Genomic DNA, 17,615 nt, shown 5'->3' on the forward strand with positions numbered 1-17,615 from the left:
GATAACGGCCAAGGTATTAGTTACTTCTTGCTAGTTACTTCGCAAGATCCCTTCAAGCACATTGAACAGCAAGTCGATCTCTTCAATCGAGTTGTAATGCATACAACCAATACGTACCACGCCCTGCTCTTCGATACCCAACTGCTTCACCAAACCTAGCGCATAGAAGTGTCCATTCCACACACAGATATTATGCTCACCCAGCTTCTTAGCGATAAACTCTGGAGAGTGGTTATCAAAGGTGATTGCGAACGTTGGGGTTCTTAGATTCGAATCAAACTCTGTCTTACCATAGAGTTTTGCCCCTTCCAGATCGGACAAACGTTTTAGGAAGTACTCACTAAGCTTGCTTTCATGCTTACTATACAGCGCATAACTTTGCTCTAAACGAGAACGTAATGAATCGGCTGGATCACCTAACTGCGCCAAGTAATCCACCGCCGCAATCACACCCGCAAGGCCTTCAAAGCTTTGCGTACCTGTTTCAAAACGGCCTGGGCCAATGTTTGTCGCTGGCTCTACCTTGTAAGGCTTTAAAGTATGTAGCCATTGAGGTGAAATATAAGCAATGCCAACATGCGGGCCGAAGAATTTATAAGCTGAACATGCCAAGAAATCACAATTCAGCTGCTGAACATCGATCAAATGATGTGGAGCGTAATGCACGGCATCGACATAAACCTGCGCACCATGCTGATGTGCAAGTTCGATAACTTTCGCCATGTCGACAATCGAGCCCGTCGTGTTCGAAGCAAACGTCACCGCGACAAGCTTGGTTTTCTCATTCAGCAGCGACTCAAAGTGCGCCATATCCAAACTGCAATCTGACTCATCCACACGAACTTGGCGAACAATAGCGCCTTTGTCGTCTGCAGCTTGCTGCCAGCTCGATACATTAGAATAATGGTCTAACGCCGTGACGATAACTTCATCGCCTTCTTGCCAATCGCGGCTGATCGCTCGACTAAGTTGGAAGGTCAGAGATGTCATGTTCGCGCCGAACACAACATTGCCTGAAGATTCAGTGTTGAGTAGCGCTTGTACCGCTTCTCTCGCTTGCTGCATTAAGCCTGTCGTCTTTTGGCTCGAAAAATAGTGACCGCCTAGGTTTGAATTAAAGTGCCCAAGATATTCCGTCATTGATGCTAAGACATTTTCAGGAACCTGAGAGCCCCCCGGCCCATCAAAAAAGGTCACAGGCTTACCGTTATGGTATTGGCCTAGCGCGCTAAACTGCTGGCGCACATCGTTAAGAGTGAAGGACATTGCGCGCATCCTTAGCCGTAAGAACAAACACATCCATATAGCCCATCTCATCGTGGTCTATGGTACGAATTGGTTGTGCATTATGCCAAAGCTTACTGTCAGCCAGCATTGCCACTTCACCATCGCCTAATACTTTTCTAAAGAATGGCGCTTCATGTGAGTCTTGATACAGCATGATTTCACCGCCCACAATGTTATGTCGGTTCACACCGATTAAGGCGATATGATCAAAACCATCTTGGTGAACACCTTCCGGAGCGACCTGAGTTTCTTCAAAGATAGCGGCAATACGGATCTGATGAATTTCGATTTCTTGCCCGTCTTCAAGCCCATTAGTTTCAATAAACAGTTCACACATCTCTTGCATGCCTTCACTGCTTATAATTTTCGCTTCAATCGGCTCAAACTGGCGAACAACATCACCTTGAAAATGGTTAATATCTTCAGACTGAACAAAGTTATGTTTGTTTAATTCAACGACCTGTCCGTTACGGAATTGAACCACTGAGTACCTTCTCAATCGAAACTGACCATCTGCATGCTCCGTACTTGGAAGCTTAGAGAATGAAGGTGACAGCTCCTCAACCGCGTGGTTACTGAGATGGGTAATATGTAGGGTATTTTCGTGAGCATGTAACATCATCGACTCCTTAATGATTGTTAATCCACATTCGGCATTTAACGTTTTATTTACATAAAGGATACTTGAAGATCTTGCCAAATCAACAATAAACAATCATTTATCCCGTCAAATTTAATAATTAAGATGATAAAACCAAATTCCAAATAAAAAGCAGTGTATAACACCAGAATAAAAGATGACCAACTCTTAAAACTAGCACACTCCACTAGCCAGTTAAAAACACCTTAAATTTTTTATATAGCGATATTATTAACTATCCTAATAAATTTCACACTCTATCAACCCTTTTTCTTCAATACGCCAGTCTCCTTGCATAAGCTCAGTCCTCACTATCGCCATCATTCATTTCTATATTTTTGCACAGTAAAATACGACCTACCTATCAGATGCCAAGCTACTGATGACTTAGCCAACAAAATCAAGCTGGTTAATTTGCGAGTAACCCAAAATTCACAAGCCTTTTCTTGCGCGTCTGGACAGGTCGAGTTAGGGGGAACTCGGCCGCCCTCAAATAGAGTGCTTTCTAACAAAGCCTACAATTATAAATGATGCATTTATTTGGAATATGACGGTCTGCCTTTATATTCTAACTTAGAATTCGTTAAAAATTGGCGACTATAAAGAGTGGGGATGTTCTATACAAACCAGATGGGAGGGTAAGCAAGCTTGAAAGGTTGATCGCTAAAAGAACCATCTTTGGTGAAATTTACACCAAAAGTCAAAGCGAAAATAAGTTAACTAGACTTAAAACGATTCATTTAAAAATAGTACAATGAGCTAAATCTCAATTTCACTGGACCGATTTTTGAAACCGTTCTTCGAGCGCTTCTGCTGGTACATTCGCTGATCAGCTAAGCTCAAACACTCAGAAAAATTGGCACATTCGAAACTAAATGCGCTTCCAAAGCTGAGGCCAGATTGGGGCCAATCAGCACTGCGAATTTGGTCTTCGACCTGAGCCACCCTATGCTCGATCTGAGAATAAAGGGCCTCACCTTGTGTATCTTTATCAACTCTCAATAACCAGATAAATTCATCGCCACCAGCTCGATAAACCATTCCAAGGTCTGTAAATTGTTCTCGCATCATGCGGCTGGTGTATTCTAAAAAGCGATCCCCTTCATCATGACCATAAGTGTCATTAATCGATTTAAGGCCATCACAGTCGATAAAGACGATGCAATAAGAGTTATGTGCCAATTGTTTACTGGCATCATTAAAATCCAGTCGGTTTCCAAGTCCAGTCAAACTATCCACCCTAGACTGGATATACGTTTTCTGATGTTGACGCTGTTGAATCCGCAACCATTCAGTCAGTGACAATAAAATACAGATGCAATCGATTGCCAATGCAACAACAACTATCACTTCTGTCGAGCTCTGAGTCGGCAATGGCGTAACATGCGCAAAAATGTAATATATCAAGGCCGCGCCATAAAAAAGTCCACCGACCAAATAATACTTAGCGACAAAGTTTCGTTGATAAGCCATTACTATACCAGTCACTATCATCGTCGGTACCCAGATTGCTGCAATCAAATGAGACATAACAAAAGTCAGAGGGAACGGGGCAAAGACATTAATAAACCCAATAATGACACACAGCCAACTAAAGATATGAAAGATAAGATTAATACGAATAAAGTGTTGCGGAAATCCAAACAATAATCTTGTGTAATAGCTAGAAAAAGCAACCGCAAACGGAAACAATACCATCCCAAAATAAACGGGGTTCAAACTTTGGCTTGGTAGTAAGTACCCCCAAGCGCCAGAAGCGGCAAACCAGCCCAAACCATGCAGCCCGACATAGCCAGCACAAGCCAGTGTAACCGGCTGCTTAGTTTGAAAATAACAAAATAGAGCGAGAATTCCCAATGTCAGCATAACCGTGATAGAAGCTAAAGTGAGCGTATTATTGCGGAAAACACGAATATGAAATGCATGTTCAGGTTGAAGAGTTAAGTTAATTGCCGTTGGGAATTTTTTTGCTTCCAAGTAAAGCCAAAGTATTCCAGATTCTCCTGAATTCAATATTAGTGGGAAGCTTTGCCTGTGCAGATGCGGAATGCTCTTATCACTTAATTGGCCAAAATCGAATATTCGTCTAACCTGACCATTTTTTGATTGCCAGTAACCCCAACCTTGGTCCAAATAGTTGACACGGAGCGTAACAATTTGGTGTAACGACTTAATTCCGGGGTTGGCTAAATCAAGCCTCAGCCCAAACGCCCCTTCACCACCAAATATCGTTTCAATCCTTGAAGATGATTCGATATGTTCTCTTAATATGGGAAAATCGACCGGAGCAGATAATAGAGGCACTTCATACCATTTTACAGCCTCACCAGCTAACACAGATTGCTCCCCATTGACTTGCAACGGAGAAGCAAAGGCTAAATTTAGGCACACACTAAACACACTGATAAAAAGGAGGAGAATCTGCATATAGTTAAAATAATTCCGCATGATATATAAATATCAATAATAACACATACAAAAAAATAACAACCGAGAAACGCTCAATAATTCAAGTGTTAACCAACATTACACCGATTCATTATCATATCGTTCATACCAAAAGAGGCGCCTTGTGATCGCTTATCTGCGACCTAATTTTGATGAACTCATGCAGTGTCCTTTAAGACAAATTTTTTAAGATAAAAACATAATATTCAGCTCTTTTTGTTTTCTACCCATCAGGACATATACAAAAAGAAATATCTGTTCTAGAAACATTATTCTCACGAAAGCTCTTAAAATGAGCAATCAAGTATTGCTATTTGCAAGAGTACTTCCTTAACTTATTACTTTTGGTCTAACACAGGAATACAAGACCGCCATTTATTTCGGTTATGTTCTAACCTATAACGATTAATTACACTTCAGCCCTTGTTTAACCTTTTATTGCCTCCATATTTTCCATACAATCCTAAGCGATTATAAATAAAAACAAATTCAATTTCGGAGTCCTCATGAGCGACGTAAAGCACTGTAATTTATTGATTCTTGGTTCTGGCCCTGCTGGCTATACAGCTGCAGTTTACGCTGCTCGTGCAAACCTAAACCCAGTACTTGTTACCGGTATGCAGCAAGGTGGTCAGCTTACCACCACAACAGAAGTGGAAAACTGGCCGGGTGATGCTGAAGGTTTAACGGGTCCAGCACTAATGGATCGCATGAAAGAGCACGCAGAGCGCTTTGAAACAGAGATCCTGTTCGACCACATTAACGAAGTCGACCTATCAAACCGCCCTTTCCGCCTTAAAGGCGATTCTGGCGAGTACACATGTGACGCTTTGATCATCTCAACGGGCGCATCAGCTAAGTACCTAGGTTTAGATTCTGAAGAAGCATTCAAAGGCCGTGGCGTTTCTGCTTGTGCAACGTGTGATGGTTTTTTCTACCGCAACCAGAAAGTAGCGGTTGTGGGTGGTGGTAACACGGCGGTTGAAGAAGCACTTTACCTATCTAACATCGCGTCTGAAGTTCACCTAGTTCACCGTCGTGACACGTTCCGCGCTGAAAAGATTCTAGTGAAGCGTTTAATGGACAAAGTAGAGAACGGTAACATTGTTCTTCACACTAACCGCACGCTAGAAGAAGTTCTGGGCGACGATATGGGCGTTACTGGCGTTCGCATTAAAGATACTCAGTCTGACAAGACAGAAGATATCGAAGTAATGGGCGCGTTCATCGCTATCGGTCACCAGCCGAACACTGAAATCTTCAAAGGCCAAGTCGACATGAAAGATGACTACATCATCGTTCAGTCTGGTCTGGAAGGTAACGCAACACAAACCAGCATCCCAGGCGTGTTCGCTGCAGGTGATGTAATGGACCACAACTACCGCCAAGCAATCACTTCTGCCGGTACGGGTTGTATGGCTGCACTGGATGCTGAACGCTTCCTAGACGGCCTGAACGATAAATAAAATCTGAGATTACAGATTTAAATATCGAAGTCCTCGCCTCAGTGGATGCAGGGCGTCATCACAATTTGTTATAAATCCCTAGAGCCCAGTGGTATATCCACTGGGCTTTCTTTTGTATACTACTGGCCCTCAACGAATAATAATTATCATTAAGCCTTCATAATGGATAAGAAAAAACAACGCAGCTTGAATAAGTGGCTGAAGCAACAAAGTAAGTTAGCAAAACGCTGGCTTATGATTGCGATTAGCCTTGGCGTACTTTCAAGCGTGTTTTTAATTGCTCAAGCAGCTCTTCTCGCCTCTATTCTTCACCAGCTGATCATCGAGAATGTCGATAAATCTGAACTGGTTGGTCATTTCGCAGGCTTGGCATTATCGGTCGTTGGCCGTGCTGGCTGTACATGGGGACGTGAAATCGCAGGTTATCGCTGTGGTGAACAGATCCGTGTCTACATCAGACAACTCATCCTTGATAAGTTACGTGAGTTAGGCCCTGCTTATATCAAAGGCAAACCTGCGGGTACGTGGGCAACCCTATTGCTAGAGCAAGTTGAAGACATGCAAGACTTCTTCTCTCGCTACTTACCTCAGATGTCTTTGTCGGTGATGATTCCGTTTATCATTCTTGTAGTCGTGTTCCCGATAAACTGGGCTGCCGGCTTGATCTTCTTGATTACCGCGCCACTGGTACCGATGTTTATGGCGCTTGTCGGCATGAAAGCCGCAGATGCAAACCGTAAAAACTTCAAAGCACTTCAGCGTCTTTCAGGTCACTTTTACGACCGTTTGCAATCAATGACAACCATTCGTCTGTTTGATCGTACAAGCGCAGAAACAGAAGTATTGAAAGGTGCTTCTGAAGTGTTCCGAACTCGTACCATGGATGTATTGAAGATCGCTTTCTTGTCTTCTGCGGTTCTTGAGTTCTTCACATCTATCTCGATTGCGATGACGGCGGTTTACTTCGGTTTCACTTTCATCGGTGAACTGAACTTTGGTCATTACGGCGTTGGCATTACTCTATTCGCGGGTCTGTTTATTCTTATCTTGGCACCGGAGTTTTACCAACCTCTGCGTGACTTAGGTACGTTCTACCACGCGAAGCAACAAGCGGTTGGCGCAGCCGAAAGTATTGTCGAGTTCCTAGAAACAGACATCACTAAGGTTAAATCAGGTGACACTCAACTAAACCCAACCCAAGGCATCAATATTGAAGCTCAAGACTTGAAAGTGTTGAGCCCTGAAAGTTTTCAACTGGTTGGCCCTATCTCGTTTGCGCTTAATACTCGCCAGTCGACTGCATTAGTTGGCCCAAGCGGTGCGGGTAAAACAAGTTTGATCAACGCCATACTTGGTTTCATGCCTTATGAAGGAAGCTTGAAAATCAATGGCATTGAATTGCGAGACCTAGACTTAGCCTCTTGGCGTAAGACGATTAGCTGGGTTGGTCAAAACCCGTTGCTACTGCACGGCACAATTCGTGACAACGTCACCCTTGGTAAGCAAAATATTACTGACCAAGTTGTCGAGAATGCACTCGAGCAATCTTTTGCTAACGAATTCGTAAACGAACACGGCTTGGATTACATGATTTCTGATCGTTCGGGCGGTCTGTCTGTTGGTCAATCTCAGCGTTTGGCTTTAGCTCGTGCGATGATTCAAGACGGTCAGTTCTGGTTGCTCGATGAACCTACTGCCAGCTTAGATACTCGTAGCGAACAATTGGTAATGAAAGGCATCAATAGCAATATTGAAAGCCGCACTGCCCTGCTTGTAACGCACCAACTTGCTCCTCTTCAATCGGTCGATAATATTCTGGTTATGCGCGATGGTGGGCTGGTTGAACAAGGTCATTACTCTCAGCTTTCAACTGCGGGTGGTTTATTCGAAGAGATGCTTAACGCGAACTTAGCTCAACAAGACAATAAGGGTAATTTAGATGCGTGATTTACTGCCTTACCTGAAACTCTATAAAAAACATTGGTTTGGCCTATCGCTAGGCATGCTATTGGCTTTTGCTACTCTGTCCGCTTCTATCGGCTTGTTAACGCTATCGGGTTGGTTTATTTCAGCTTCTGCGGTTGCTGGCCTTACGATTGCGCGTGAAACCTTCAACTACATGCTGCCGGGTGGCGGTGTACGTGGTTTAGCCATGGGCCGAACGGCGGGGCGTTGGGGCGAACGTGTTGTGAGCCACAATGCGACATTCAAGCTACTGACAGATCTGCGTATCTTCTTCTTCAAGAAACTGGCACCGCTGATCCCGGGTCGTATTTCAAACCTTCGTGACGCTGACCTACTTAACCGTTTGGTTGCTGATGTCGACGCAATGGACCACGTGTATCTGCGTTTAGTAAGTCCAGTGACGGTTGGTGTGTTCGGAATTTTCTTCCTAACTCTATTCCTGATGTGGTTCGATACTTCGCTTGGTTTAATTTTAGGTTCAATCCTTCTCATCATGCTTCTGGTTTGGCCGGTCTTGTTCTACAAGCTGGGGAAACGTAACGGCGGTGAACTGACACAAAACAAAGCGGATCTGCGTGTTACGACACTAGATTGGGTTGAAGGCTGCAGCGAGCTAACTCTGTTTGGTGCTGAAGAGCGTTACCGCAACGCCATTCTAGATACACAACAGAAGCTGATGACGAATCAGTTTGTCAATGCCAACTTAACCGGCATGGCATCAGCTGCACTGATGCTGTTCAACGGTTTGACTCTGGTTCTTATGCTTTGGCTTGCTGCTGACGGCGTGGGTGGTAATGCACCAGACCCGTTCATCGCGCTAATGGCATTCGCAACTATGGCAAGTTTTGAACTGCTGATGCCTATTGCAGGTGCATTCCAGCATTTAGGTCAAACTCTGTCTTCTGCTCGTCGCTTGAACGAAGTAATTCTGTCTGAGCCTGAAGTTCAGTTCGCGGAAGAGAAGTTCGACATCAACAAGCCGCTTGATATTACGTTCTCAAACGTGACGTTCAACTACCCTGATTCTAAGCGCAGTGTTCTAAACGCAGTTGATCTAACGATTCCGGCAACGAATAAGGTTGCGATTGTTGGTCAAACTGGTTCTGGTAAATCAACTCTAATTCAACTTCTGACACGCTACTGGGATCCTAAAAAGGGTTACATCTCAATTGCGGGCATTGAACTGACACACTGGAATGAATCACAACTTCGTGAATCAATCAGCGTGGTCAGCCAACGAGTAGACATCTTGAATGGTACTCTCCGTGACAACTTGTTGATTGCAAGACCAGAAGCAACCGATGATCACTTAGCGAATATCCTAAAAGACGTTGGCCTAGAAAAGCTGCTTGAGAATAATGCACTTGATAGTTGGTTAGGTGACGGTGGTCGTCAACTTTCTGGTGGTGAGAAGCGCCGTATTGGTATCGCACGTGCGATTCTTCATGATGCCCCTATCCTGCTTCTCGATGAGCCAACAGAAGGCTTAGACAAGCAAACAGAGCAAAGTATTATGACAATGTTCGAAAAGCACTTTGAAGGTAAAACGGTTATATTCATCACGCACCGCTTGATTGGTCTAGAGTCGATGGATTCTATCGTTCTGATTGAACAAGGCGAGATTGTAGAAAATGGCTCTCACGAGAAGCTGTTAAACGAAGAAGGACGTTATTTCCAGCTTCGCCAAGCAATCTAGCTTCTTCATAAGTTATAAAAAACCATTCAAGGCCCGAGTTTATGCTCGGGCTTTTTATCCGCTCCCTCGAACTATCAGTTCCTCTATGCACACCAAGCCGGTAACGCACACAGGAGACTAATGGTAGTGCCAATGTCAAATCGACGTTACCAGAACTGCAAGTTGATAACGCGCTATTTATGAGCGCTGAGTTACTCTGATTGGTATAACTCTCTCATGCGCAAATGCAAAAAAGCCGAATATGATAATCACATTCGGCTTTCAATTTCGTTGTAGCGTATTAACGACTAAACGTTACTTTCTTCTACTTTTTAGTTATTCACTTAAAGCTTGAAGCGGCTGATTTCGCTTTCTAGTTCATGAGACAGCTCAGAAAGCTGAGCAGCTTGTTCGGCGGCTTGGTGCGCTTCGTCTGCTAGTTCATTAGATACGTCACGAATTCCTTCGGTATTGCGAGTAATCTCAGATGTTACTGAAGCTTGCTCTTCTGCAGCTGAAGCAATCTGTGTCGCCATATCACTGATACGTTCAACGGCTGCATGAATTTGCGTTAGGCTTGCAGCTGCTGAGTTCGCGTCATCGACACTGGTTTCAGCAAGAGTACGACTATCATTCATGATGTTAACCGCTTTGCCTGTTGTGCCTTGAAGCAGTTCAATAGTCTGTTGAATCTCTTGCGTTGAACCATGTGTACGTTGACTCAACACTCGAACTTCATCCGCTACAACTGCGAAGCCTCGACCCTGCTCACCTGCACGTGCAGCTTCAATAGCAGCATTAAGTGCAAGTAAGTTAGTTTGCTCAGCGATGCCTTGAATGTTAGACAAGATAGTGTTGATGCTATTACCGTGCTCTTCTAGTTCTAGAATTACGTTAGTTGCGATTTGAACTTCTTGAGCAAGGTTTTGGATTGAGCTTTGAGTCTGTGTCACTTGACCAGTACCGTGTTCACACGCGCCAACGGCTTCAGATGAGTTCTGAGCGGTGTGGTCGGCGTTACCCGCGATCTCTTGTGTTGCAGCAGCCATTTCGTTAACAGCTGTTGCGACCATATTGATTTCGTCTTGTTGCATTTGGATACGAGAGCTACGCTCTTCAGCTTGAGAAGCCGTTTGACGTGCTTGGTTACCCAATGCAGCAGACACTTCGCTTAGCTTAACAACCATAGTGTGCATGTTGCCCACAAAGCGGTTAAAGTTTTCAGCAAGCTTACCAATCTCATCATCACTCTTAGGCTCAAGTCGTTGAGTAAGGTCACCTTCACCTGATGCAATTTCTTCTAGCGCAGCAGAAACACGATTTAGGTCGCGGAAGAGGAAACTAACTAACCAAGAAACCAGTACGATCACAATTAATGTGATCACAACAGCCGTTGTGATCAACTGAGTAAGTAGTGTTGAGTGGTTCGCTTCTTCTGTTGCTTTGTCCATCTGAACCGCAAAGATCCAGTTAGTGTTAGGAACCTTCGTGAAATAAAGAAGCTTCTCAGCACCGCGCTGTGTAAAGCTCTCTATGCTGCCAGTACGCACAGCATTCTCAATGATAGACATCGAGATATCGCTTGAAAGTTGGCTCACAGGCTTCAAGCTTAACGCTGAATCTGGATGTGCTAGGAACGTGCCGTCAGAGGCATCAATTAGCATTGCGTATGCGTTGTCACCCACATCCAAGCTGATTACGTCGTTAACCAATTGGTCGATCAGTACGTCTGCGCCGACTACACCAACAAGCTTGCCGTTGTGACGGACAGGCTCTGCAATCGTTACTAAAAGCGCTTTCGTGATCGCATCTTGGTAAGCAGTAGTTATGATTTGTTTGCCAGCCGCGTTTGCTTCTTGGTACCAAGGGCGTTGACGAGGGTCGTAATCTGCACGGTTACGATCAGGATGTGAACGGTACATTCCGCCTTCTGGAGTACCTAAAAAAATATCGTCAAAGCCACCCGCGATACGAGCTTGCTTAAGGAAAGGGACAACATCTCTTTCTTGTGAAAACTCATTAAATGCCGAAGCGATATCCTTACGAATAGTTATCCAGTTTTTAATACCTTCAGATGCTGCTTCTGATACGCTTTCTGCTCGTAGATATACGCCATTATGAGTCTGTTCAAATAATTGATTTGCTGATAGCCAAGTCAATGCTGTTGCCATAACGGCAACAGCAGATAGGCTAGCGCCTATAAGCTTCTGTTTAAGTGTTATTTTCATTATAAGTTTTCACGAGTGGTGGGAAATCCTGCGCATATTACCCAATATCAGTATTAAATTCGAGCGATTTCACAATTTAATATCGTTATATAATTTAGATAAACCATAAACTTAAATTGTGTCAATTCCTTGGCATTTTGCCAAAATAAAGGCGGCACTTTAAGCATGGTTATTTAGAAAGTATGGGGGGAAGGAGATTTGTTATTAGGTGGTAAACAGCCACAAAAAAAGCAGGAAAGTTCCCTTTCCTGCTTTTCGTATTATCTAATGTTCAACGATGATACAAAACCATGTATCACTGTGAATCTTAGGAGTTAGCGCTTTTCAGTACGCATACCCATTAGCAAACTCACACACATCAGCAATAGAATGATAGTGAACGGTAATGCAGTTGATATTGCACCCGCTTGCAGAGCTTGTACTGCTTCAGTACCACCAACCCACAGTAAAGCTACCGCAATAGCACCTTCGAGGAAAGCCCAGAAGATACGTTGAGGAACTGGAGTATCAACCTTACCACCAGAGGTGATGCTATCGATAACTAAAGAGCCAGAATCGGATGATGTAATGAAGAACACAAGAACTAATACAATCGCAATGATTGATAGCAGCGTACCAAACGGCAGAGCATCAAACATTTGGAACATTGCTAGTGATACATCTGTCAGACCATCTTGGCCAAGTATGCCAATATTATTTACGATTTGATCAATCGCCATCCCGCCAAACACTGACATCCAAATGATAGTCACAGTGGTAGGAACAATCAGTACAGCTGTAATGAATTCACGAACAGTTCGACCTTTAGAAACACGTGCGATAAACATACCGACGAATGGAGACCACGAAATCCACCAAGCCCAGTAGAACACAGTCCAACCGTGCAGCCACGCTTCATCTTCACGGCCGTGAGGATTACTCAACGGAATAATGTTTTCGATGTAAGCCATCAATGTAGTTGGTATTGAAGCAAAAGTAACGGCATAACCAATCAGCGCAACCAGAACTAGTAGCATAAAAGCAACTAACATGTTGATATTACTGATAACTTTAACACCGCCATCAATACCACGGACTACAGAAACCACGGCAAGTAAAGTTACTACCGTAATAACAATAACTTGTAGCCCTAGACCAGCTTCAACTCCAAATACATGTTGAATACCACTTGCCGCTTGTTGAGCACCTAAGCCTAGCGATGTAGCCAAACCAAAGAGTGTCGCCAGAACCGCAAGAATATCAACAATGTGACCAGCCCAACCCCAAGCTCTATCACCTAAAATTGGGTAAAAGATAGAACGAATAGAAAGAGGCAACCCTTTGTTATAAGAGAAGAAAGCAAGTGAAAGTGCCACTACACCATAGATCGCCCAAGGATGTAGACCCCAGTGATACATGGTTGCACCAAGTGCCAATCGAGCAGCTTCAGGTGTGTTAGCTTCAACACCAAGCGGCGTTTCATACCAACCAGTGAAGTACGCAGCAGGCTCTGCCACGCTCCAAAACATTAAGCCGATACCCATACCTGCAGCGAATAGCATGGAGAGCCAAGACATAAATGAATAGTCAGCGGTTGCATCAACACCACCAAGACGGATTTTACCAAACGGAGAAACTATCAAGCCCAAGCAGAAAATAACAAAAATATTGCCCGACCAAATGAACAACCAATCAAATGAATTGATGATTTGGCCTTTCACACCATCTAGAGCGGCTTTTGCTGATGCAGTATCTGTCAGTAAAATAGCAATCAGAAAAAGAGCAATAAGTCCTGCACTAATACCAAACACAGGGTTGTGAACATCAAACCCCCACTTTTGGACGTTATCTTGACCGACAGTGTAATCCGTACTGTCAATACTGTATTTATCTATACCTTTAGTCATTATCCCTCTCTACAGAATATTACTAATATCCTTTAATTTACCTGTGACTTAATCATAAACTCGAACATACGATCCAAGTAGAACAAGCATGTTGTCACAACAATTCAAATACTTGGATGTTGAAGTCTAGCAGGTTAACTTATTGTTTTCAGTAAATCAGAATCAGTTCGATTAATTTTCAAACAAAATTCACGTAATTACTCAAATTTATGAAGAGACAAAGGCCGAATACATCGACCTTGTACTCAAAAATACTTTTAGCTCAAAGCACTTTGTTGTTGAACCAATTGATTTTCTGTTCGTAAACCAAGCGTTAAACTTAGACACATAAACAACAATATGAACGCAAATGGTAATGCCATTGATACCGTTCCAGCTTGCAATGCTTGAATTGATTCAGTACCGCCAACCCACAGTAAAACAGCCGCAATAGCACCCCCCATTAATGCCCAAAATACACGCTGTGGAACTGGAGCATCAACTTTCCCCCCTGAGGTAATACTATCAATCACTAGCGAACCTGAGTCTGAAGAAGTAATGAAGAACACCATAATCAAGCCGATTGATACAACAGATAGCGCAGAGCTCATAGGAAGTGCGTCATAAGTGTGGAATAGAGAAAGCGTAATATCTTGTAGGCCATTCACCCCGATCTCACCAACTTTATTTGCCACCTGATCGATAGCTATACCACCAAAGATAGCCATCCAAATAATGATGACCGATGTTGGAATAAACAATACAGCGACCATGAACTCACGAATTGTACGACCTTTAGAGATACGAGCGATAAACATGCCTACAAATGGTGACCAAGATATCCACCATGCCCAATAAAATACTGTCCAAGCTTGCATCCAAGTTTCATCATCACGGCCATGTGGATTACTTAGAGGAATAAAGTTTTCTACGTAACCCATTAGGGCCGTTGGTATCGATTTGATGCCCGCCATACCACCTGCAATGGTTACGAAGACCAACACAGCTAAAGCAACCAACATATTAACGTTACTTAGAAGCTTGACACCACCGTTGATACCACGGATAACCGACATCGTCGCCAAAAAGGTAACCACAGCAATAACAATCAACTGCATGCCAATACCACCATTAGTCCCAAACACATGGTTAATACCACTGGTAGCTTGCTGTGCCCCTAAGCCTAGCGATGTTGCTAAACCAAATAATGTCGCTAATACCGCAACGATATCCACAATGTGACCAAACCAGCCCCAAGTTCTATCCCCTAAGACAGGGTAGAAAACAGAGCGAATTGACAACGGTAATCCTTTATTGAATGTAAAAAAGGCAAGCGCTAACGCAACAATGGCGTAAATAGACCAGCCGTGTAAGCCCCAATTATAGATCGTTGCACCTAATGCCAATTTTGCAGCTTCAGGAGAATAGGCTTCAACATTCAATGGGGTTTCATACCAACCCGTGAAATAAGCAACAGGTTCTGCAACACCCCAGAACAATAAACCAATCCCCATGCCCGCAGCGAATAACATTGACATCCAAGAAAGGCTAGAGTGCTCTGCTTTGGCATCATTGCCACCTAGGCGGATGTTGCCATAAGGGGATACAATGAGGGCAAAACAGAAAATTAAGAAGATATTTGCAGCCCACATGAACAAACCATCAAAGTTACCGATGACCTGCCATTTAATTCCATCAAGTGCGGCTTTCGCGGTTTCTGGATCTGCCACCAGAAGAGCGATCAAGAAAATAATGATCGCTCCTGCACTGATTCCAAATACAGGGTTATGAACATCAAAGCCCCATTTCTGAATGTTATCTTGCCCAACTGTATAATCGGTATTTTCAATACTATACCTATCTTTTACAGGCTTCATGTTTCCTCTCTAATTTGTAGCGCACAGTTTGCAACATTGCATTCGGCGCTTACATTTTGGAAAAAATAATATCAACCTGTCGCAAAAATACTAAAAAAACCTCTAAAAAGTTGGCCTAAATGGCAAAGTTAGTAATTAAATTACACTTTTGATGTAATTTAGCGTAAGATCACTCTACAAGCCCAGAATTAACAGCATACTTAGCCAATTCTGCAGTTGAGTGAATATCCAGCTTATGCTTAATATTTTGCCTATGAGTTTCGACTGTCCTATAACTGATATTCAGCGTCTTCGCGACCTCTTTGCTACTCTCCCCTTTCGCTACTAATTTCAACACCGCTTCTTCACGTCTGCTCAATGGATTCTTTACAGATTGTGTCGGGGTAATTGGCTGAGTAAATAGATTTTGCGTCACTTTTTCGCAAAAATAAGTCGAACCTTGATTCACCGTTTTGATCGCTTGAACCATCTTTTCTGCAGAAATCTCTTTCAACATATATCCAACCGCTCCTGACTGCATCACTTTCATGATGTATTCACGGTTGTTATGCATGGTCAACATCAGTACTTTCGCTTCAGAATCCTCTTCTTTGATCTGATTAGTCGCGTCAATCCCATTCATGATGGGCATACTGATGTCCATTAACACAACGTCAGGACGAAGAGTTTTAACTATTTCTACCGCTTCTAAACCATTGCTAGCAGTACCTATCACGCTAATATCTGACTCAAGCTCCAACCTCGCCATAAAGCCATCCAGTACCACTTGGTGATCGTCAGCGATCACAACTCGAATAACTTCACTCATTCACTAATCCCTCTAGTGTCAACAACACTGTAATTTCCGTTCCGAAGCCAATCTCGCTCATCAATTCAAAATCACCGCCAATGAATTCGACTCGCTCTCTCATATTGCGTAGGCCAATCCCTCGTTTTTCCATCGCTTTATAAGTATTAAAGCCCACGCCGTTATCTTGAATCAGCAATTGCAATACATTGCCGATTTGTTGTGCAATAACCGTTACCTTGGTCGCTTTTGCGTGCTTCTCTATATTATTCAATGACTCTTGCACAACTCGATACAAGGTCGTTGCGACCTCCGATTTCAATTTTCCAGGATTGGTTTTAAATAAAGTATCAACTTCAATACCGGAGTGAGCCTGAAAATCCAAGAGTAATGACGATAAAGCCGCTTCCAAGCCAATATCATCTAGGGAGCTAGGGCGAAGCTGGTGAGAAATATGCCTGACCTCCTCAATTGCTCTCATTAATGAGTGCTGAGACTTATTCAAATGGGACTTCAGATCTTCACTTTGTAATTTATAACCTAACAACTCCAAATGACATCGACTTGAGACTAATAACTGGTTAATACCATCATGTAGTTCACGAGCTAAGTGTTTCTTTTCGTCTTCTTGAAACATTACCGTTTTATGGGCAAGTTCCTTTAAGTTGTTATCGGCAATACGGTGTTCATGCATGTTAATAGCTAATGTAAGCACAATGATGACCGCCACTGTCACACTAATAATTACAACGATAGAAAAGAACGTGGTTTCAATATTTTTGTTGATCGCGTCCTGCATTGAAGCCACTTCCTGATGCACGTCTTCAATATACAAGCCCGTGCCAATCATCCATCCCCATCGTTCTAACCAAGCGGCATAACTCAACTTCGGAACGACCTCTCTAGTTGATGGCTTTTGCCACAAATACTGGTGAAACCCGCCCCCCGTTTGAGCCTCTTTCAGCAGGGCCTCTATAAGAAAGTCACCATCTTCATCTTGCAGTTGAAGTAAGTTTCTCCCTATCAATTCAGGCTGTATTGGATGGACTAAATTGGTTCCATGACGATCATATGCGAAAAAATACCCATCGGATCCATATCTAAGTTTAGATAATATACTCCGAACTTCAGTCTTAGCGTGTGCTTCTTGGATCTCAGGGTCGTTGTAGATGTGCTCGATGGCATCAAATGCGAGATCGACCGTATCTTTGAGGGCGTTTTCACGAGATTTAATTAAGCTGTCCCTGAAGATCTCGACCTCTTTCGCACCCAACGTTTTGGTTTGGTGTAACGAGATCCAACTTATGCTCGCGGTTACAAGCAGCAACGGGAGTAACGTCAGCAAAATCAGCTTAGCTTTAAGAGACATTCCTTTCC

General features: G+C 43.3%; 11 protein-coding genes. 3 read left to right on the forward strand and 8 right to left on the reverse strand.

Annotated features, from left to right (window positions below; all coding sequences use genetic code 11):
• Positions 1–30 precede the first annotated feature (30 nt).
• From OCV24_RS08410 to OCV24_RS08420, 3 genes are all read right to left on the reverse strand, one after another.
• Entirely contained in the window at positions 31–1,266 is a 1,236-nt protein-coding gene (locus tag OCV24_RS08410; protein WP_017055168.1) for a cysteine desulfurase-like protein, read from the reverse strand.
• Complete coding sequence (locus OCV24_RS08415) at positions 1,250–1,909, reverse strand: 2OG-Fe dioxygenase family protein (protein WP_167514249.1); 660 nt, start codon at positions 1,907–1,909, stop codon at positions 1,250–1,252. Before OCV24_RS08415 ends, OCV24_RS08410 begins: the two co-directional genes overlap by 17 nt.
• A 777-nt stretch (positions 1,910–2,686) precedes the next feature.
• Complete coding sequence (locus OCV24_RS08420; protein WP_046222845.1) at positions 2,687–4,354, reverse strand: GGDEF domain-containing protein; 1,668 nt, start codon at positions 4,352–4,354, stop codon at positions 2,687–2,689.
• A 527-nt stretch (positions 4,355–4,881) separates the two neighbouring features.
• On the opposite strand from OCV24_RS08420, the gene trxB reads away from it, so the two are divergent.
• The 3 genes from trxB (at position 4,882) to cydC (ending at position 9,502) form a co-directional block, all read left to right on the forward strand.
• Entirely contained in the window at positions 4,882–5,841 is a 960-nt protein-coding gene (gene trxB, locus OCV24_RS08425; RefSeq protein ID WP_046222833.1) for a thioredoxin-disulfide reductase, read from the forward strand.
• Positions 5,842–6,003: 162 nt separating this feature from the next.
• Positions 6,004–7,788: a heme ABC transporter permease/ATP-binding protein CydD gene (gene cydD, locus OCV24_RS08430; RefSeq protein ID WP_150877933.1), complete on the forward strand. Its 1,785-nt coding sequence runs from the start codon at positions 6,004–6,006 to the stop codon at positions 7,786–7,788.
• Positions 7,781–9,502 carry a heme ABC transporter ATP-binding protein/permease CydC gene (gene cydC / locus OCV24_RS08435; protein ID WP_150877931.1) on the forward strand — a complete coding sequence of 574 codons (1,722 nt, stop codon included), beginning with the start codon at positions 7,781–7,783 and terminating at the stop codon, positions 9,500–9,502. The genes cydD and cydC overlap by 8 nt, the downstream gene beginning before the upstream one ends.
• A gap of 323 nt (positions 9,503–9,825) precedes the next feature.
• On the opposite strand, the gene OCV24_RS08440 is transcribed toward cydC, so the two are convergent.
• The 5 genes from OCV24_RS08440 to OCV24_RS08460 all read right to left on the reverse strand — a co-directional run bounded on the left by OCV24_RS08440 (position 9,826) and on the right by OCV24_RS08460 (position 17,607).
• Positions 9,826–11,709, reverse strand: a complete 1,884-nt coding sequence (locus OCV24_RS08440) for a methyl-accepting chemotaxis protein (protein WP_150877929.1) — start codon at positions 11,707–11,709, stop codon at positions 9,826–9,828.
• A 314-nt stretch (positions 11,710–12,023) separates the two neighbouring features.
• Positions 12,024–13,595 (reverse strand): BCCT family transporter, encoded by a 1,572-nt coding sequence (locus OCV24_RS08445; RefSeq protein WP_017055160.1) that lies wholly within the window; start codon positions 13,593–13,595, stop codon positions 12,024–12,026.
• A 257-nt stretch (positions 13,596–13,852) separates the two neighbouring features.
• On the reverse strand, positions 13,853–15,451 hold the full coding sequence (locus tag OCV24_RS08450) for a BCCT family transporter (protein ID WP_017055159.1): 1,599 nt from the start codon (positions 15,449–15,451) through the stop codon (positions 13,853–13,855).
• A 169-nt stretch (positions 15,452–15,620) separates the two neighbouring features.
• Positions 15,621–16,259, reverse strand: coding sequence for a response regulator transcription factor (locus OCV24_RS08455; RefSeq protein ID WP_017055158.1), 639 nt, complete (start codon positions 16,257–16,259; stop codon positions 15,621–15,623).
• Positions 16,252–17,607 carry a cache domain-containing protein gene (locus OCV24_RS08460; protein ID WP_136996988.1) on the reverse strand — a complete coding sequence of 452 codons (1,356 nt, stop codon included), beginning with the start codon at positions 17,605–17,607 and terminating at the stop codon, positions 16,252–16,254. Before OCV24_RS08460 ends, OCV24_RS08455 begins: the two co-directional genes overlap by 8 nt.
• Between the last annotated feature and the right edge of the window lie 8 nt (positions 17,608–17,615).

The organism is Vibrio kanaloae (genome assembly GCF_024347535.1).
GTDB lineage: Bacteria > Pseudomonadota > Gammaproteobacteria > Enterobacterales > Vibrionaceae > Vibrio > Vibrio kanaloae.